Consider the following 18,762-nt stretch of genomic DNA (forward strand, 5'->3'; position numbering starts at 1 on the left):
ACGACAGGCACCCTGCGATCGTAGGTGCCCCGCTCACGACGAAGGCCCGCACCCTCGACGGGTGCGGGCCTGTGCCGGGACGATCGTCAGCGCACCTCGGTGACGCGTCCGGTCGCCCAGCGGAAGTCCAGGGTGCGTCCCTGGAAGTTCTGGCGGACACCCCCGGGGACGGCGTACTCGTCGCTGGTCGGGTACCCGAGGTACCCGAACTCCCAGCCGGTGGACGCCCAGGCGTCGCGGATCGCGCCCTCCACGACGTGGGCTCCGGTGGTCGGGCTCCAGTAGATCGCGCCACGTTCGAACGCGGCGAAGGCCCCACCGGGGAGGCGTACCTCGTTCGTGACCGGGTACCCGAGGCGACCGTTCTCCCAGCCCGTGCGGCCGTACGCCTCGAGGATGGCGCCGCGCAGCGCGTGCGCCCCGGTGGCCGGCGACCAGTACATCGACCCGTTCTGGAAGCGCTGGAGGACGCCCCCGCGCAGCGGGATCTCCTCGGTGGTCGGGTAGCCGAGGAAGACGTCGGCGCGGGTGCGGGAGTCCAGCGCGGCGGCCGTGTTCTCCGCGGCGATCATGGCGTCGAACTCCGCGCCGATCGCGCCCGCGACGACCTGCGCGCCGGTGGTCGGGCTCCAGAAGACGGTGCCGCGCTCGAAGCGGCTCACGGCACCGCCAGCCGCGGGCAGGCGGTCGATGGTCTTGAGCTCGTTCGTCAGCGGCCAGCCGAGGGTGCCCTTCTCCGCCCCCAGGGCGTCGTAACGAGCGAGGATGGAACCACCGACGACCACCCTGGCGCCGTCACGCGTGTAGGTCACGAAACCCGGCACGCGGCTGACGCTGTCGGCGTCGCTCACCGCCGCGACCGCGGCGGCCACGTCGAGCAGTCCGCTACCGCGACCGGAGCCCGCGTAGGCGGTGCGGGAGGTGGACCGCAGCACCTGCTGCACCTGCGCCGGGCTCGCCGTCGGGACGATCGAGGTGATCAGGGCCACCGCACCGCTGACCTGAGCCGCTGCGAAGGAGGACCCGGTGACCAGGGACAGGTCGGCCCCGGAGGCGCTGACCCCGGCGCGCAGCTTCGAACCGGGCGCGTTGAGGTCGACGTGGTTCCCCGTGGTGGCGGCGAGGACGTCCCCGGTCGCCGTGCTCGTGACCGCGATCGCGTCGGGGTAGGCCGCCGGGTAGTTGGTCATGTCGTCGCAGTTGGCGACCTCGGGAACCTGGCCGGTGTCGCAGGCGACGTTGCTGTTGCCCGCGGCGGCGACGACCGTCACCCCCCGGCTGGTGGCGTACTGCACGGCCGCCTGCTCGACGGCGCTGGCCCCTGTCCCGCTCACCGAGACGTTGACGACGTCGGCGCCCCGGTCGACGGCGGCGATGAGGCCGTTGGCGATCGACGACGTCGTGCACACCGCGTCGTCTCCGCAGACGCGGACCGGGAGGATGCTGGCCTCCGGTGCGACACCGGCTGCGGCGACCCCGTTGTTCAGGCCACCCGCGATGAGGCTGGCGACGCTGGTGCCGTGGGTGCCGATCTCCTTGCCCGCGGCGACGTCGACCTGAGCGAGCACGTGCCCGCGCAGCTCGGGGTACCCGGCGGCGACCCCGGTGTCCAGCACCGCGACGACCTGCCCCTGCCCGCGGGTGCGGTTCCAGGCGGTGAACGCCCCCGTGGTGCGGAGGTGGGTGGCCTGGGCGAGGAGCGGGTCGTTGGTGCGCGGCACGGTCGGGTCGCCGGCCGGGGTCCGGGTGCGCGGCACCGAGTAGGTGACCACCCGGGAGTCGGCCCGGATGCCGGCCAGCAGGGCCTCGTTCTGGGCCTCCTGCGTCACGGTCTCGGTGGCGGCGGCCGCGGTCTGCACCGTGACCGACAACGTGCCGTCGATGGCGCGGCGCAGGACGTCGTAGGACGCCTTCTCGGTCTGGGCCGTGGTGGTGTCGGCGGCGTTCGCGCCCACCGCGAGCGGGCCGCTCACGGCGGCCACGCCCACGCTGAGGAACGCCACGGCGCGGGCGAACGTCTTGCGACTGGTCACTCTTGCTCCGGTGTCTCGCGGACCGGCACCAGGGCCGGTTCGGGGTCTGAGGGGCTGGGCGGGTCCGCGTCAGCGGACGGCGGCGTCACCGAGGTAGACGACGTTGTCGGTGCTGTTCAGGGCGTTGCGCGCCGAGGAGGTCGACACGACCTTGAGGTTGTCCACGCCGGCGACGGGCACGTCGAACACGGCCGAGGAACCCGCCGTGACCGTGCGGGAGGACAGCAGCTTCTCGTCGCCGTAGACGTCGATCGTGACCCGCAGCCCCGAGGCGTTGCCGTCCAGCAGCCCGGCGGTCGCGGTGAACTGCGTGAACTTGCCCTGCAGCCGCCAGGTCCGGTACTCGGAGTTGCGCGGGTCGGTGTCGAAGGACGCCGCCCGGGGGTAGAAGACGCCGTCGATCGTGGCGTGGTCGGACAGGAACCGGGCGTTGCCCGTGGGCCAGGGCAGCTGGTCCAGGTAGGTCCGCGGGCTGACCCCGCAGGAGGTCCGCAGGCGGGCGTCGTCGGACAGCGTGGTGGGTCCGCCGACCGCCTCGAGCACGTGCACGTTGAGGGCCTCGATGGTGAGGTTGACCGACTGCGGGACGCACGTGGGCGGGGTCAGGAGGACGGGAGCTCCGTGCCGGCCGGCGTAGGCGCCACCGGTGATGGCGTCGGCCCAGGCGAGACCGGAGACCATCACCGCGCGGTCGGTGTCCCGCGCGGTGAAGTACGCCCGGGCCACGGCGGCGGACGTCTCGTAGCGGTCGGCTCCCTCGATGCGGCGCACCGAGGTACCGGCCGGCGCGGCGGCGCGGACCTGCTCCAGGACGGCCGCCGAGACGGCCTTGTCGGAACCGAGGACGGTGACGTCGTAGCCGCCCGCGAGGGGGACGAGGTCCTTCAGCGCCTGCACCGTGGCGGCGGGCAGCCCGTCGCGGCCGGTCAGCAGCATCGGGGCGTGGACCTTGGCCGCGGCGGCCGAGCCGGCGAGGGCGTCGGGGTAGTTGTCGCCGGTGGCGATGACGATGTGCGCGGCCCCCGAGGGGTACGCGAAGCGGGCCAGCGCCGCAGCGGTCTCGAAGCGGTCCGCGCCCTGGACGCGCTGCAGGCGCGCCCGGGTGTTCTGCTGCAGCCACGTCATGGCCTCGGCGCTCACCGAGTTCTCCCCGCCCACGACGACGATCTCCTCGTGGTACGTGAGGCGGTCGCGCACCTCCGCGGTGATCTGCCCCTTGGGCACGAGGTAGATGTTGTCGTACCCCGCGCCGGCGACGGCCGCGGCCGTGAGGCCGTCGGGGAAGTTCTCGCCCGTGACCAGGTACGCGCGGCCCGCATCGCGCGGGGAGTCCTCCAGGACCAGCGACGTGAGGTAGCGGTCGGTGCCGAAGGTCTGGTGGGCACGGATCGGGGTGGCCACCGCCGGCGCCGCGACCGCGACGACGGCCGAGGCCGTGAGCGCCGCCGCAGCGGCCCGGCTCCACCGCGAACGGCGGGTCGAACGGGACATCTGGTGCCTCCAGGGCAGGGTCGGTCGAGGACGGTGGCGGTGTGGCGCTGACGTCAGAACGTGACGCCGTCGGTCTCGGCCGAGCCGACCGCTCCGTAGTAGGTGACGTTCTTGGCGTCGGTGAAGTAGGCCGGGCCTTCCGGCAGGCCCGCGGCCTGGAACCCGACGAAGGTGAGGGGAGTGCCCTCGACCGCCTCGCCGATCTTCAGCAGGATCGACGGCCCGCGGTTGACCTGGACGTAGACCTGCTTGGAGTTGACGACCCCCACGACGCGCACAGTTCCCGTGGTGCGGCCCATGGCAGCATCGGGGACGGCGCTGCCGGCGGGCACCACCCACCCCTGCGGCACCCCGCGGTTGGAGGTGATCCAGGCTCCGCCGGTGACCTCACGCTGGAACGTGATGTCCGCGGGGTACAGCACGTCACCTTCGTCGATCTGGACGCCGTAGGACTGACCGACCGCCGACGGCGCCATGGTGAAGTTCCCGTCGGACGGGTGCTCGGCGTCGGTGCCCGTGTAGGTGTAGACGGACATGTCCCACGCGGGCGCGGTGGACCGCGACGGCGTCGGGGTCACGGGAGCCGGGGGCGTCGTCGAGGTCGCGACGGGTGCCTTGGCCCCGCCCGAGCCGGACGGCGCCTTCGTCGTGGGGACTGCGGCCGAGCTGGTCGCGGTGCCGGTGGACCCGCTCCTGCCCCCTCCGCTGGACACGGCGCCGGTGCTGACCGCCGACGCGGACGTCGCCGCGGTGGTCGCCGCTTCGGACGTGGCGGTGGTGTCCACCACTGCTTCCGCGGCACCGGACGCAGCGGCGAAGACCTCGCGGCCGCTCAGGGCGTCGAGGACGGCCGGGTCGGACGTCACCTGCGGGGAACTGCTGGACCTCGAGGTGCTGCCCGACGCCCCCAGCGCCGACGCGTCGGCGGACGGTGCGCTGCCGAGCCACAGGAAACCCGCGGCGCCACCGGCGATGACCGCGACGCCCGCCGCGGCGAAGAGCAGGCTCCGGACGGGACGACGACCGGCGGTCGTGAGGTCGTCGAAGACGGGGAGGTCCGCGCCCAGGCCGTCCTCGGGTTCTTGAGAGAACAGGCTGCTCATCAGCTCGCGTCCCCGCTCGTGGTGTCGGTGGTGGTCTGGTCGCGCACGACGTAGATGACGCCCTCGATCTGCGTCGTGAGGCCGGTACCAGCGGTCGTCGCGCCCGTGGAGAGAGTCACGTCGTCGAGCAGCAGGAACCGGTCCAGGTCGGTCTGGATCTGCTTGACGAACAGTTCCGTCGCGGCGAAGGAGCCCTGGATGCCGATCGTGACGGGGATGTCGACGACCGTGGGGCCGGACGCCGTCGTGTCGGCCGTCGCCTCGGCACCGCCGTGCAGCGCGGGCGTCCCGGGCGTGACGGACGTCAGGGTGACGCCGGCGCTGGCCGCGGACGCCGTGAACTGACGCAGCAACTGCGGCACCTCCGCCTCCGCCGGCAGGGTGGCCGTGATGGCGGCGAGTTCGGCCTTGCGCTCGTCGAGCGTGGCGAAGTCGGCCTCCAGCTGCTCGGTCTTCAGCGCGATCTGCTCGTTCTGCTGCGCGACCTGCGCGGCCTGCGTCGCCAGGTCGGCGGCTTCGGCGCGCTGCGGCGCGATCACCAGGAAGTAGCTGGCGATCAGGACGAGCACCGCGAGGACGCCGGCGCCGCCGATCCAGACGGTGTTGGGTGAACGGGTCATCTCGTCGAACCTCCTGTCGTCTCGCGGGTCACTGCGCCGAGAGCAGCGCGTCGTCGGTGAGGGTGGCGGTGGCCGAGAACGTCACGATCCCGGTGGCGGGGTCGAGCGCGGAGGTCGTCAGCCGCACGTCGGCCAGCTCGGGCAGCGCCGCCGCCTGGTCCATCCAGGTCGCCACCTCGCCCTGGTCCCGGGTCTGGCCCGTGAGCGAGACCGCGCCGATCCCCGCGACCGCCAAGGGGTCCGCCGTCGCCGCGGTCGCCGCGGCGCCGTCGGTGGTGGTGGTGGTCGACGATTCCGTCCCGGCCACCGTCGTCTGCAGCGCGGTGAACGTGGTCCCCGCCGGCGCGGTGCCCGCCAGCCGGTCCAGCAGCGCGTACACCGGCACGTCGGAGGCGGTGACCTCGCGCTGGACCTCCTGCGCGCTCTGCAGCTGGGCGAGGACGGTCGGGACCTCGGCGTACGCGCGCTGCTCGGTCTGGAGCTGCAGCGTGCGCTGCTGCTCGTCAGCCAGCGCCTCGGTGGCGGCGTCGACGTGACCGGCGGTGAGGACGCACGCCGCTCCCGCGACGGCGAGGACGCCGAGCAGCCCGGCCGCCAGGCCCACCTTGAGGACGCGGCCGTCGCGGGCCTGGCCGGCCTCGGCGGGCAGCAGGTCCACCCGGGCCACGACGTTCCGCGTCGACAGGACGTGCTGGGTGTCGAGGCTCATGAGATCACTCCGAGGGCGAGGCCGACGGGGACTGCCGCCAGCGGTTGGATCGCGGCGAGCTGGTCCTCGTCCAGGCCGGTGCGCCCGAGCCGGACCCGGCCCAGGACGTCGCCGGTGTCGACGGGTTTGCGCGTCACCTGCTGCAGGTGGGGGGCGATGCCGTCGAGCAGCGAGCCGCCACCGGAGACGAGGATGCGCTCGACGGGGAACTGCGGGTTCGAGGCGCCGTAGTAGTCCAGCGAGCTGCGGACCTCGTCGACGAAGACCTCGCGCATGAGCTGGAGCGCCGAGGTGGCGAGCTCGCGCTCCTCGGGGGTCAGCTGCTCATCGGTACCGCGCTTCACGGCCTCGGCCAGGGCGGCGGGCACCCCGAGGCGTTCCGCGATCGCGTCGGTGACGTCCTGCCCACCGGACAGCAGGACGCGGACGAAGCGCGGGACCCCGCCGGAGTGGATGACCAGGTTGGAGACGCGGGCCCCGATGTCGAGGAGGGCCTCGGTCCCGACATCGCTGTGCGGCCGGCCGGTCCCGCGCAGCACGGCGAAGGAGGTGAGGTCGACGGAGGTCACCCGCAGCCCGGCGGCCTGGACGGCCGTCACGTTCGACATGACGGTGTCCTTGGCCGCGGCCACCAGGAGGCCGCGCAGCTGACGCCCCTCAGGGCCCTGCAGCTCCTCGGTCACGTGGAAGTCGAGGACCGCGTCCTCGACCGCCATGGGCAGGAACTCCTGGACCTGGAGCGGCAGGGAGACCTTGAGCTCCGAGCGCGTCATCCACGGGAGGTCGAGCTGTCGGACGACCACCCGCTGGTTCGCGACCCCGAGGGCGACCCGCTTCTCGCGGAAACCGCTGCCCTTCCAGAGCGCCTTGAGCGCGTCGACGACGACGGCCTGGTCGATGACCTCACCGTCGCGGACGGCACCCTCGGGAAGGGCGACCTGCCCGAACTTCTCGAGCGTGATGCCGTCGCGGCCGTAGGACAGCTCGGCGGCGCGGACGCCCGAGGTGCCGATGTCGAGACCGACGGCGTTCCGTCCGGGCACGACGCCTCCTTCGTGAGTGTGGGCGGGTTCCGGTGCGGACCCTGTTTGGTGATCGGGATGGGACGGGCGGCACTTGAGGGCCGAGCCCCGGGGAGCTCGGAGGTTCAGGCGGGAAGGCCGACGAGGCCGAGGTACCAGCCGGCGATCGGCTGGGCCACGAAGAGGGCCAGGAGCGCGCCGGCGAGCATCGACGGGCCGAACGGCATCTTGGACTTCCGGCCCGCCGAGGTGAACAACACCATCGGCACGGCGACGAAGCCGCCCAGGAGGAACGCCAGGAACGCGCCGACGGCGAGGGCGTCCCAGCCCCACCACGCCAGGTACAGGCCGAGGACGCCGGCCAGCTTCACGTCCCCCAGCCCCATCCCACCGGGTTTCACGACGACGATGACGACGTAGAGGAAGAACAGGGCCATGCCGCCGACGACCGCGCGCAGCAGGGCGCCCCAGTCCCCCGTGCCGGCGCTGGCGACCGTGAGCAGCACCAGCGCGGCCCCGTATGACGGCAGCACGATGGCGTCCGGCAGCCGGCGCACGTCGAGGTCGATGAGCGTCAGCGGTACGGTGATGCCCACCAGGTAGAGGTACGCGGGTAGCGCCCACGTGAGGCCCACGTGCGCGGTCACCGCGGCGAACAGGAGTCCCGTCGTGAGCTCCACCAGTGGATAGCGGACGCTGATCGGCGCTGCGCAGTCGCGGCACCGCCCGCGCAGCAGGAGCCAGGAGAGGACCGGCACGTTGTCCCGACGCCGCACCTCGTGGCCGCAGCCCGGGCAGCGGCTGGCGGGCCGGACGACCGAGAGCCCGAGGGGGACACGGTGGACGACCACGTTGAGGAAGGAGCCCACCAGAACCCCGAGCAGGCCGGCGGCCAGGACGACCCCGGTCACGGGGTGCTCACCCGGTTCACCTCGCGGGTGTTGCTCACCCCGGGGATGACAACGTCGTTCTTGGCGTTCCACTTCTGGGCTGCGCCGCCGTTGCACGTCCTCGAGACGATCGTCGAGAAGTCAGTGCTCCCCCACTTCGGCCCGATCGCCAGGCAGCGTCCGGCGAAGTCCCGGAAGGTGAAGCTGTCGGTGTAGTCCGGCTTGTCGTTGTACCGGACGAACTGCTGGGCGGCGCTGCCGTCGCACGTCTTGAAGACGACGTCTCCGTCGACCACCGCCGCCCCGGAGGCGGTCAGGCAGCGCTTGTCGTTGCCGTTGACGACGTAGATGACCTGCGGCGCCTCGGAGTCCTCCGTGTAGTACCACTTGTGGTTCCAGGCCAGCTTGCTGCCGCCGGACGGGTCCTGCTTGCACGGGTAGACGATCATCTGCGTCGAGGCGAACGTCTGGTTGGTGACGTCCATGCAGCGGCCGAACTCGTAGTAGTTCACGATCTGCTTGGTGTCCACGCTGGCCGCTCCAGCCCCGACCGTGGGTTCCGGCGCGAAGGACCCGCGGGCCTGGTCGCCGATGGAGCAGCCACCGCTGCCGGAGAGGAGCTTCTTGCCCTGGATGGAGCTGTCGGCGTTGTCCGAGGCTCCGGACCACAGGCAGGCGTTGCCGTAGTTGGTGTTGTTCGCGTTCTGGCCCCGGAACCGGGCACCGCCCTCGTAGCTCCACAACTGCGCCGGGTTCGTCTTGTCGCAGGGACGCAACTTGGCTTCGACGTTCCCTCCGGTGCTGCCCTCGATGCAGAGGGTCGTCGCGGCCGCACCGGCGACCTGCGGCAGCGTGGAGGCCAGCTTGATCGTGTAGTCGGTCGCGTAGAACCACTTCTGCAGCTTGTCGGTGGCCGCCGTCGACACGCACCCGGAGGACTTCTTGACGTACGTGATCGACGAGCCGGCCGTGGCCGTGTCAGCAGCCAGGCAGAAACCCAGGCCCAGGCTGAGCATGCGGCCACCGGGGGTGTTGTTGTTGTCGAGCTTGAAGGTGTACAGGGACTTGACCCGGCGGTCACCGACGGCGGCGGTCTCCCCCGGGAGCGTCTGCGTCGAGGTCCCGAGGGAGTCGACCAGCGCGAAGGCGGGGATGAACTTCGGACCGGGGGTGGAGCCACCGGTGGTGCAGGGGATCTCGTGCAGCTTCTGCTCCGCCAGCGACATGCTCGTGGGGTCGGCGTCGTAGTAGCCGATCGTGACCTGGTAACCGACGTTCGAGGTGGCGGCCACGTTCGAGCTGGAGCCCACCGTGCCGCTCAGCGCGCACGGGAGGTCCTTCTTGCTGCCGGTCGTGGCGACGGAGGTCTGGCCGTCGGCCGTGAGCGAGAGGGTCACCGACCGCAGCTCGGAGACCGCCGCGTCGACCCCTGCTTGGGCGGCGGACAACGTCGTGACCCGCTTCTGCGCGGAGGCGGTCGGCAGCACCTGCGCGGTGACGACACCGAGGATGAGAACGCTCAGCGCGCCGACGAGGAGGATGGAGATCATGACGACGACGAGGGCTGCGCCCTCGTCCCCGGCACCCCGAGACCTCAAGCGCGCCCGCGCGGCCGAGAAGAACGTGAACACGTCGGGGTCACTCCGTTCGCGAGGTGGAGGGTGAGCAGACAGGGCTCTTGCTCTGCCCCGAGGCCAGGAGCTCGTTGCTCTTGGACGAGGCGCTGCTGTTGACGGCGGTGAGGACCGTGCGGAGCTGTTCACCGGTGGGTCCGGCGCCCGCGCCGGTCCTCGTCCCGTCCCGGGGACTCTCCAGCAGGACCGTCACGGATTGGCGCTCACGGGTGGACGTCGCTGGGGTGAGCTTGAACGGGAACCGGGCGGCCGTTGTGAGCACCGCAGGATCCCGGGACAGTCGGCTGGCCACTGGGGTCCACTGGTCCACGGGGGCCTGGGTATCGTCCCAGGTGCGTTCCTCCAGCACCCCCTGGGCCACCGAGTAGCGCCACTGGGTGCAGCTGGAGGCCGCCCCGTCGAACCCGAGGGTGCGGAACTCCAGGAACCACGACTGGCCCACGACGCCCGGGGCGTTGACCGCTTCGGCGTAGCGGACCTCGCTCTCCAGACGGGTGACGCCTTTGCGGAGCTGGTCCGCGTTGTCCACGACATTCTGAGCGCGAACGGTGGTTCTAGTCATCTGAAGCAGCGCCGAGATGAAGACGGCCATGCAGAGGCTGAAGATGAACATGGCCACCGTGACCTCGACGACGGTCACGCCGGCGTCGTGCTCGTCGGGTTCAGGTCGGCGCATCACAGGGCCACCGTCACGGTGAGCGTCGCCGACGTGGCCGAAACGACGGTGGTGTCATCGGTGACCCGCAGGGTGTAGGTCCACCTGCAGGTCTCCGCGGCGCTGCCACCCTTGACGATGGCGAGCCGGCCGTCGCCCTGGGCGGTGGCGGTGCACGTACCTGCGGTGCGGGTCAGGTCGGAAATGACGACCGAGTCACCGGTGGACGGGATGTCGTTGTTCCGGACCGGCACCATCGTCGGAGTGGTCGGTGAGGCGAGGTTCTTCAGCACGATGCTGGCGCTGTCGTCGGCCACCACCGGACGCACCACCACGGTCTTGGCCACCGTCTTGGACACCTGCCCGTCGGAGTTGCGGATGAAGTAGCGCGCCTTGAAGGAACCGGCCACCTGCGCGGGGAGACGGTAGGTCAGCGTCCCCCCGGTGGTGTTGGTACTGGAGTAAGCGGCGTTGTCGACGAAGAACGCACTGCCTGCGTCGGCCGACGCGACCACGAACTTCGACGCGGCGTCGGTGTTCCCCGCGTCGACCAGCGTGCGCAGCGACAGCGTGGCGGCGCTCGTGCGGGCGTCGAAGGTTTCGGTGCTGCTGAACGCCGTCGGGGCGGACAGCACGCTCCAGGGCGTGTCGTCGCTGGGGTCGATGACGGTGGAGGAGCGTGTGATGCACGCGCCACCGCAGGCCCGCGCGAGCCCCCCCGGGGTCCAGCTGACCTCGACGATGACGCGGTAGAGCTCCAGGGAGTTGCTCGGCTTCGTTGCCGTGCATCCACCGCCGGGCGTTTGGTTGCTGCCGTTGGTGCGGTAGCAGATACCGACGAGGGTGTTCACCGTGTAGGTCTCGTTGCCGAGCGTCACGGTCGACGTCCACGGCACGGTGAGGGGCTTGGTGCCGTCGCCCCCCTTGACGACCGCCGCCGCCTTGTCGGGAGCCTGCGACGCGTTCCACTGCGCCGTCGCCGCGGCCTGGGAACGTCCGTCGAGTAGGGCGTCCGGGTCGACGGCCCGCGCGTCGTCGAGCGCGCCTTGGACGAGCGAGGTCGCGGCCTGGCGGCGCTGCTGCTCGCTGGCCGCGACCGCGGCCCGGGTGAAGAAGACCGCGCTGGCGGCGGCGACCGCCCCGAGCAGCACGAGAGCGACGACGACCTCGATGAGGGAGAAGCCCTCGTCACGGTCGTCGCTGCGGTGCAGGCCCTGCATCTCCGGCCCTCCTGACGTCGTTCCGCCCTTGCGGGCGATCGGTGCACCACGGTTTGACCGCGAGGCTTCGTGGTGGTGATCGGCGAGCCCGGACGGCGCCTTGAGCCTCAGCGACGCGGCGTGACCGACGGATGGGCGCGATTCACCCGAGCGGCCCCGTGCAGGCGTTGTTCTGCACGGCAGCGCCGGCGCGGCCGCTCTGGATGACGACCCAAGCACCGGAACGGGACTGGACCGAGAGGCAGTAGTCGTCCCCGCCGTGCTGGTACACCAAGGAGGACGTTCCCACTGCCACGTCTTTGGACCGCTTGACCGTGGCAGCGTTCGCCGGGATGGGTGAGGTGTCTGACCAGACGACGGCATCCGGGTAGGCAAAGGCCGTGCTGTAGTACGCCTCGAGCTCGGCCTGGGCGGCGCGCACGTCGGCCCGGGCCTGACTGTCGTAGGCGTTGGTCCGCTGGGACAGGAAGCTGGGGATCGCGATAGCCGCCAGGATGCCGATGATGATCATGACGACGAGGAGTTCGACGAGGGTGAACCCGTCATCTCGCCGCCCGGGGTGAGCTCGCGGGTTCATGCCGTCACTCCTGACCTTCGAAAGGTGTGCTGATACGCGAACGAGTGGTGCCCGAGGTTCGGGCACCACTCGTCGATCTCGTTGTCGTGGATCAGGCGACGTCGGTCGTGCCGCAAGCACCGGTGGCCACACCGGCGGCGGCGCTCGACACCTTGAAGACGGTGCCCGACTTGGAGGTGACCTGGGCGCAGAACTTCGTCTTGGCGGTGTTCGTGGTGATGGTCGTCGTGATGGTCGAGTTCGCCGACTGCTTCACGTAGATGGTGTCCGCAGCGGGGGTGGCCGGCTGCGCGCTGAGGCTGATGGTGGTCGGGTAGGCCTGAGCGTCGGTGTAGAAGGTCTCGGCCTCGCTCTGGATGGAGCGCGCGTCGGACTTGGCCTGGCTGTCGTACCCCTTGTTGCGCTGGTTGAGGAACGTCGGGATGGCGATAGCGGCCAGGATCCCGATGATGATCATGACGACGAGGAGCTCGATCAGGGTGAAGCCCTGGTCCTTGTTCTCCATCGACTTGCGGATGCGAGCGAGCATTCGACGCTCTCCTTCGTGAGTGAGTCCCGGAGCCGCTCGCGTCTCGCGCACCGGCTGGTGTGCGGCTCTGATGTATGTATCGGTGCCCGCCGCGGAGCCTTGAGCACCGACTTCACGCCGTCACCCGAACGGTTCAGCGGCCGTTCCCCCGGCTCGGGCGTCGTCGCTGCGTTCCGCGGGTCCCCGCGCTCCCAGCGCCGGCCGGCGGCGCGGACCGGGAACGGGGAGCAGCAACGCCGAGGGCCCGTGCGCGGTCGCGCACGGGCCCTCGGGCGGGTCGGGATCAGCCCTGGACGAGGTCCATAACCTTGAAGATGGGCATGTACATGGCCACGATCATCGAGCCGACGATGCCGCCCAGGAAGGCGATCATCAGGGGTTCGATGAGGCTCGTGAGGGCCTCGGTCGTCGCCTCGACCTCCTGGTCGTAGAAGTCGGAGATCTTGTACAGCATGGCGTCGAGGGCACCCGTGTCCTCACCGACGCTCATCATCTGCACGACCATCGCCGGGAACACGGCGTGCTCGGCCAGCGGGCCAGCCAGGGAGCGCCCGGAGCGGACGCTCTCCATGACGTCCTTCGCGGCGCGCTCGATGACGACGTTCCCGCTGGCGTCACCCACGATCTCCAGGCTCTGCAGGATCGGGACGCCCGAGCGGAGCATGGTGCCGAGGTTGCGGGTGAAGCGGCTCAACGCGATCTTCTGCGCGAGGAGGCCGAAGATCGGCACCTTCAGCTTCAAGGGATCGACGACGTCACGCACCCCCGGGTTGTTCTTGACCTTCCGCCACACCACGGGCAGCGCGATCGCCAGGACGACCCCGATCGGTGCGGCGTACTGCATCCCGTGCGACAAGGTGACGAGGATCTGCGTGGGCAGGGGCAGCGTGCCGCCCATGTCGGCGAACATCTGCGCGAAGATCGGGACGATGAACAGCAGCATGCCGACCACGGCGAGGATGGCGATGACGAACACCACGACCGGGTAGGTCATGGCTGACTTCACCTTGGCCTTGAGCTTGACCTCGGCCTCGAAGTTGTCGGCGATCTGCACGAGGACCTGGTCGAGGAAACCTCCGACCTCGCCCGCCCGCACCATGTTGACCATGAGGGGCGGGAACACGTCGCGGTGCTTGGTGAGGGCGGTCGACAGGGACGTGCCGCTCTCCACCTCGCTGCGGCACTCCTGCAGGGTGGCCGCCAGCTTCTTGCTCTCCGTCTGGTCCGCGAGGATGGAGAGCGCCTTCAGCAGCGACAACCCGGAGCTCACCATCGTCGCGAACTGCCGCGACATCAGGGCGAGGTCCTTCAGCTTGACCCGGTTGCCGCCGGGCAGGCTGATCTCCATCTGCATGCCCTTGCCGACCCTGGACTCCTCCACCGAGACCGGGGCCATGCCCTGGCTCTTGAGGCGGGCCACGACGGCCTGCGCGTCGCTGGCCTCGAGGGAACCCTTGATGAGCTTGCCGGTCCGGTCGCGCACGGCGTAGTCGAACGTGCGCTGCCCGGGACGCGCCGGTGCCTTGGTGGCGGTGGCCATCGCTCTGTCCTTCCTCAGCGCCCGGTCAGGCGACGGAACTCGTCGGCGGCGGAGCACTTCTCCAGGCCGTGTTCGAACGTGATCTGACGGGTGCGGACCAGCTCGGCGAGGTGCTGGTCGAGGGTGTGCATCCCGTACTGGGCGCCGGCCTGCATGGCGGAGCCGATCTGGTGGGTCTTGCCCTCGCGGATGAGATTGCGGATGGCGGGGGTGGCGACCATGACCTCGGTGGCGACGACGCGGCCGCGGCCGTCGGCGCGCTTGCACAGGGTCTGGCAGACGACGCCCTGGATGGCGCCGGCGAGCTGGACGCGGATCTGGGTCTGCTGGTGCGGGGGGAACACGTCGATGACGCGGTCGATGGTGGAGGCGGCGCTCTGGGTGTGCAGGGTGCCGAAGACGAGGTGACCGGTCTCGGCGGCGGTGAGCGCGACGGAGATGGTCTCGAGGTCGCGCATCTCGCCGACGAGGATGATGTCGGGGTCCTGGCGCAGGACGTGCTTGAGGGCGTTGGCGAAGCTCTTGGTGTCCTCGCCGACCTCGCGCTGGTTGACGATGCAGCTCTTGTGGCGGTGGAGGAACTCGATGGGGTCCTCGACCGTCATGATGTGGTCCTTGCGGGTGCGGTTGGCGAGGTCGACGATCGAGGCGAGCGTCGTCGACTTCCCCGAACCGGTGGGCCCGGTGACGAGCACGAACCCGCGCTGCAGGCCGGCGAAGGACCCGACGACGGGCGGGACGCCGAGGTCCTCCAAGGGCCGGATGTCGAAGGGGATCTGCCGGAACGCCGCGCCGACGGACTCACGCTGGCGGTACACGTTCACGCGGAACCGGGAGTGGCCGGGGACCTGGTAGGCGAAGTCGAGTTCCAGGTTCGCCTCGAACGTCTCCCGCTGCTTCTGGGTGAGGATGGCGTAGACGGCTTCCTGCAGCACGTTCGGGGTGAGCCGGGGGAACTCGTCCATGGCGGTCATCTCGCCGGAGACGCGGCCGGTGGGGTGGGTGCCGGTGGTGAGGTGGATGTCGGACGCGCCGAGCTCCAGGGCCCGGATGAGGACGTCGTTGACGCGCAGCTTCGTCGCCTGGCGGGGGTCGCCGGTCGTGACGAGCGGTTCGTGGGCGAGGTCGCCGTGCTCGGGGGCCAGCTGCGCCACCAGCGGCGGGGCGGTCGGGACCTCGGGGGCCAGGTGGACGGCGCGCGGCTGCGGCACGGGCTGGGGCGCGGGCTGGGGCGCGGGTGCGGCGGCGGTCAGGTCCGCCTGGTCCTGCTCGAGCTGCTTGAGCAACGCGCTGATGTTCGGCCGCGCCGAGGGGACGCCGTCGGCGCCCGGGCGCAGGTTCGTCGGGACGTACGGCTCCACGGGCTGACCACCCTGACCAGCGTTGTCCATCTCGCTCCCCACACGGCACGACGGAACGGACGGCGGAGTGCCGTCGCTCTCCTGTGCTCATCGGCCCGCCCCGGGAGGCGCTTGAGGACGACGATCACGGGCGTGGGCCGTTCGGGTGGCGGACGGCCCGGCCGGTGGCCCCCTTGCGGGGGCCAATGTCCCGGAACGCGGCGCGGCGCTCCCCACGAGCACCCCATGATCTGAGCGGACAGTGATCAGTCGATGACCCTGATGCGTGGAGGACGGCGTGCTGAGGCACCGGAGCGCCCGGACCGGCCGGCTGCTGAGCAGCGCCGTCCTGCTCCCCCTGGTCCTGGCCTGGCTGTGGGTGCTGCTGGGACCGGCCGCCACCGTGACCGCCGCCGTCGTCGCCGTCGAGGTCACCGCGGCGGGGGCCGCCCTCGCGGGCGCCGCCCTGTCCCCCACCCGGGCCGGCCGGTACGCGCTGCGCCTGGTCGGGGTCTACCTGGCCGCCACGGCCCTCGGCGACACCTACTGGCTCGCCACGTCCGCCGTCGAGGGCCTGCGCTACGTCGACGGGCAGTCCGAACCGGGCCCCACCGTGACGCTGGGGCTCCTGCGCTACCTGGCGCTGCTGGCCGTGCTCGCCGACCAGGTGCCCACCGCCACCACCGGCGGGCCGGCGTGGCGGCGGCTGTTCCGCGGCCGCTCCACCGTCGTCCACCTGCACCTCACCGCGACCGCCGCCGCGTTGCTCCTGCTCCTGACGCCGCTGGGCCGGGCCATCGACGACGGGACCCCGTGGGCGCTGTTCTGCACGTTCGACCTGCTCGTCCTGACCAACGCCGCCGCGGTCGCCTGGCGGCGGCCGGCCGGCCGGGGACGTCCGCGCGCCGCCCGCGCACCCGTCCTGCTGACCACCGCCGGGGTCGCGGCGCTGGTGCTCGGGGACGCGGGCACGGTCGTCGGCCAGACCGTCGGCTCGGGCCCGGCCTGGGTCGCGGGGCTGTGCACGGCCCTGGCCGGCGTGGTGCTGCTCGTCCTGACCCACCTGTGGTGCCCGCCCGACGAGCACCCCACCCCCAGCGCCCTGCCCCCCGTCCCGGTCCGGGCCCCGGAGGTGCTCGTCGTCGCGGGGACGCTGCTGACGCAGTACCTGGCGCCCGCCGCGACCGCCGCGATCGCCGCTCACCGGCTCGCCCCGGGCGGCGCGGAGGCACCCGGGGCCGCCACGCTCGGCACCGTGGGCACCGGTCTGGTGCTGGCGCTGGTCCTGGCGGGGCTGCGGGTGCGCGACGCGCACCGCGACGAGCACGCCGCCGCGTCGGCCCGCCGCGACGACCTGACCGGGGCGTACACCCGCCGGGGGCTGCGCGACCTCGCCGCGCAGGTCCTGGCCGCCGAGCCGGCGGGGCTCCTGCCGCGGCCGCGCTCCCCCCGCACGGACGGCTGGCACGTCGTCCTGGCCGACCTCGACGGCTTCAAGGCCGTCAACGACACCCACGGGCACGCGGCCGGCGACGAGGTGCTGCGGGTCGTCGCGTCCCGGCTGGCCGCGGTCGCCGAGGGTCACGGCGTCGTGGCCCGCCTGGGGGGCGACGAGTTCGTGCTGCTGGTCCAGGCCGCGGACGAGCCGGGCCTGAGCGGGCTGCTGCACCGGCTGCAGACCGAGGTCACCGCCCCCGTGCCGCTGCCGTCGGGCGTCGCGGCCGCGGTGGGGCTGTCCACCGGGACCGCGGCCGTCGGCGCCGACGGGCTGCCCCCGGCGCTGCACGTCGCGGACGTGCGGATGTACGCCCACAAGCGCACCCGCCCGCGCCCGGACCGCTGACCGGGACGACCGGCGACCCCGCCGGACGCGGCCGCGGACGCCCGGAGGACAGTGGTCGGCGTGGACGACCAGCACCTCACCAGCCCGCTCGCCCCCGCCCCGCAGCCCCCGAGGGGTGGCTGGCTGGGCTGGGTCGCGGCGGTCGTGGGGGTCGGGGCCGTCGCGGTGCTGGTGTACGTCGCCACGCTGCTCGTGGGGTCGGCGCGCGAGTCCCGCGCCGTGGAGGAGGCCGGGCGGAACCTGCCGGCCGTCGGGTCGTACGCGCTGCGGGGGCCGGACCTGACGCAGGAGCCGTCGGAGCTGTGGCGGCTGACCGCGACGCAGGCGCAGGTCGGCCCGGACCGGGTGCGGGTGCTGTTCACGTGGACGAACACCGCCGACCGGGCGCAGCCGTGGTCGTGCCCGGGACCGGTGGAGCTGCGGACGTGGCGCAGCGCGTCCGTCGAGGTGCCCGGGGCCGCCGCCGGGGCCACCGCCTCGCGGTGCGGGCGCGACGCGCCGGCCGCCGCGGACGTCGCGCCGGGCGCGTCGGTGCAGGACTGGCAGGAGTTCCCGCGCGACGGCGCGTGGGGCGCCGGGCCGACGCGGCTCACCGCGCAGCCCGCGGCGGACGGCGCGAGCGACGCCGACCCGGCCGTGACGTTCGTGGTGGACCTGGCCGCGGCGGGGTCCGGCGGAGCCTGAGCCTGAGGCCTCAGGCGCGAGCCCGTTCGGCCAGCACCGCCAGCCCCGCCTCGCGCATCGCCGCCACCGGCCCCTCGCGGCCGGTCATGAGCTCGACCTGCGCGACGGCCTGGTGCAGCAGCATCTCGAAGCCGTTGACGACCGTCCCGCCCCACCGCTGCGCCAGCGGCGTGGGCCAGGGCGCGTACACGACGTCCAGCAGCAGCGGCCACCAGGTGGGCCGGAAGGCGCCGAGCACCGCGTCGGTCATGGCCTGCGAGCCGCCGATCGGCACGGTGGAGACGACGACGTCGGCGGTGAGGGCGACGGGCAGCTCGGACCAGTCGCGGATCTCGACCTCGCCGCCCAGGCGGGCCGCGACACCGCGCAGCTCGGCGGCGCGGTCGGGCGAGCGGACGACCGCGACCGGGCGCGGGCACCCGGCCTGCAGCAGCGCCACCACCGCCGAGCGGGCCGTGGCCCCCCCGCCGAGGACGACCCCGTGCCGGATCCGCGCGGCCCCGGCCTCGGCCAGCGCCGTCACCAGGCCGATGACGTCGGTGTTCTCCGCCCGCAGCCGCACCCCCCGGCGACCGGGGGTGTTGCGGCGGTCCAGCCGCGGGGTCACCACGACGGTGTTCACCGACCCGACCGCGCGGGCGAAGTCGCTGACCTCGTCGACCAGCGGGACGATCGCCTGCTTCAACGGCATCGTCAGGCTCAGCCCGGCCCAGGTGGAGTCCAGGGCCCCCACCACGGAGGGCAGCCGCTCCTCGTCGACCTCCAGGAGGTCGTAGTCCCAGCCGGTCAGCCCCAGCGCCCGGTACGCGGCGCGGTGCAGCGCCGGGGACAGGGAGTGGGCGATGGGCGAACCGCAGACCGCTGCTCTCACG

Annotated in this window: 17 protein-coding genes; 2 read left to right on the top strand and 15 right to left on the bottom strand. The window is 72.3% G+C overall.

The genetic code is table 11. The annotated features are described in order from the left end of the window. Positions 1-86: 86 nt before the first annotated feature. From ACRYM6_RS00280 to ACRYM6_RS00345, 14 genes are all read right to left on the bottom strand, one after another. Positions 87-2,033 carry a S8 family serine peptidase gene (locus ACRYM6_RS00280; RefSeq protein ID WP_432540382.1) on the bottom strand — a complete coding sequence of 649 codons (1,947 nt, stop codon included), beginning with the start codon at positions 2,031-2,033 and terminating at the stop codon, positions 87-89. A 69-nt stretch (positions 2,034-2,102) separates the two neighbouring features. Continuing rightward, on the bottom strand, positions 2,103-3,524 hold the full coding sequence (locus tag ACRYM6_RS00285) for a cell wall-binding repeat-containing protein (protein WP_432540383.1): 1,422 nt from the start codon (positions 3,522-3,524) through the stop codon (positions 2,103-2,105). Between the two features lie 53 nt (positions 3,525-3,577). Then, entirely contained in the window at positions 3,578-4,627 is a 1,050-nt protein-coding gene (locus tag ACRYM6_RS00290; RefSeq protein WP_432540384.1) for a hypothetical protein, read from the bottom strand. Beyond that, positions 4,627-5,247, bottom strand: coding sequence for a type 4a pilus biogenesis protein PilO (gene pilO, locus ACRYM6_RS00295; RefSeq protein WP_432540385.1), 621 nt, complete (start codon positions 5,245-5,247; stop codon positions 4,627-4,629). The genes ACRYM6_RS00290 and pilO overlap by 1 nt, the downstream gene beginning before the upstream one ends. 28 nt (positions 5,248-5,275) lie before the next feature. Next, positions 5,276-5,956: a PilN domain-containing protein gene (locus ACRYM6_RS00300; protein ID WP_432540386.1), complete on the bottom strand. Its 681-nt coding sequence runs from the start codon at positions 5,954-5,956 to the stop codon at positions 5,276-5,278. After that, the gene (gene pilM, locus ACRYM6_RS00305; protein WP_432540387.1) at positions 5,953-6,999 is read right to left on the bottom strand and encodes a type IV pilus assembly protein PilM; all 1,047 of its coding nucleotides are present in this window, start codon (positions 6,997-6,999) and stop codon (positions 5,953-5,955) included. The genes ACRYM6_RS00300 and pilM overlap by 4 nt, the downstream gene beginning before the upstream one ends. Before the next feature lie 104 nt (positions 7,000-7,103). Further along, a complete protein-coding gene (locus ACRYM6_RS00310; protein WP_432540388.1) occupies positions 7,104-7,889 on the bottom strand; it encodes a prepilin peptidase in 786 nt (261 codons plus the stop codon). Beyond that, positions 7,886-9,499 carry a ricin-type beta-trefoil lectin domain protein gene (locus ACRYM6_RS00315; RefSeq protein WP_432540389.1) on the bottom strand — a complete coding sequence of 538 codons (1,614 nt, stop codon included), beginning with the start codon at positions 9,497-9,499 and terminating at the stop codon, positions 7,886-7,888. Before ACRYM6_RS00315 ends, ACRYM6_RS00310 begins: the two co-directional genes overlap by 4 nt. A gap of 7 nt (positions 9,500-9,506) precedes the next feature. Continuing rightward, positions 9,507-10,142: a PulJ/GspJ family protein gene (locus ACRYM6_RS00320; RefSeq protein ID WP_432540390.1), complete on the bottom strand. Its 636-nt coding sequence runs from the start codon at positions 10,140-10,142 to the stop codon at positions 9,507-9,509. A gap of 35 nt (positions 10,143-10,177) precedes the next feature. Next, positions 10,178-11,377 carry a type IV pilus modification PilV family protein gene (locus tag ACRYM6_RS00325; RefSeq protein WP_432540391.1) on the bottom strand — a complete coding sequence of 400 codons (1,200 nt, stop codon included), beginning with the start codon at positions 11,375-11,377 and terminating at the stop codon, positions 10,178-10,180. A 142-nt stretch (positions 11,378-11,519) separates the two neighbouring features. Further along, positions 11,520-11,954 (bottom strand): type IV pilin protein, encoded by a 435-nt coding sequence (locus ACRYM6_RS00330; protein WP_432540392.1) that lies wholly within the window; start codon positions 11,952-11,954, stop codon positions 11,520-11,522. Positions 11,955-12,045: 91 nt separating this feature from the next. After that, on the bottom strand, positions 12,046-12,483 hold the full coding sequence (locus tag ACRYM6_RS00335; RefSeq protein WP_432540393.1) for a type IV pilin protein: 438 nt from the start codon (positions 12,481-12,483) through the stop codon (positions 12,046-12,048). Positions 12,484-12,766: 283 nt separating this feature from the next. Beyond that, a complete protein-coding gene (locus ACRYM6_RS00340) occupies positions 12,767-14,023 on the bottom strand; it encodes a type II secretion system F family protein (RefSeq protein ID WP_432540394.1) in 1,257 nt (418 codons plus the stop codon). A gap of 14 nt (positions 14,024-14,037) precedes the next feature. After that, positions 14,038-15,384: a type IV pilus twitching motility protein PilT gene (locus ACRYM6_RS00345; RefSeq protein WP_432540395.1), complete on the bottom strand. Its 1,347-nt coding sequence runs from the start codon at positions 15,382-15,384 to the stop codon at positions 14,038-14,040. A 277-nt stretch (positions 15,385-15,661) separates the two neighbouring features. On the opposite strand from ACRYM6_RS00345, the gene ACRYM6_RS00350 reads away from it, so the two are divergent. Together ACRYM6_RS00350 and ACRYM6_RS00355 are read left to right on the top strand one after the other, a co-directional pair. Continuing rightward, positions 15,662-17,206 carry a GGDEF domain-containing protein gene (locus ACRYM6_RS00350; RefSeq protein ID WP_432540396.1) on the top strand — a complete coding sequence of 515 codons (1,545 nt, stop codon included), beginning with the start codon at positions 15,662-15,664 and terminating at the stop codon, positions 17,204-17,206. A gap of 60 nt (positions 17,207-17,266) precedes the next feature. Further along, positions 17,267-17,890 (top strand): hypothetical protein, encoded by a 624-nt coding sequence (locus ACRYM6_RS00355; protein WP_432540397.1) that lies wholly within the window; start codon positions 17,267-17,269, stop codon positions 17,888-17,890. Positions 17,891-17,900: 10 nt separating this feature from the next. Here the strand turns inward: ACRYM6_RS00355 and ACRYM6_RS00360 are convergent, their stop codons facing one another. Continuing rightward, positions 17,901-18,761 carry a shikimate dehydrogenase gene (locus ACRYM6_RS00360; protein ID WP_432540398.1) on the bottom strand — a complete coding sequence of 287 codons (861 nt, stop codon included), beginning with the start codon at positions 18,759-18,761 and terminating at the stop codon, positions 17,901-17,903. Position 18,762 lies beyond the last annotated feature (1 nt).

It is taken from the genome of Kineococcus rugosus (assembly GCF_050871975.1).
Lineage (GTDB): Bacteria > Actinomycetota > Actinomycetes > Actinomycetales > Kineococcaceae > Kineococcus.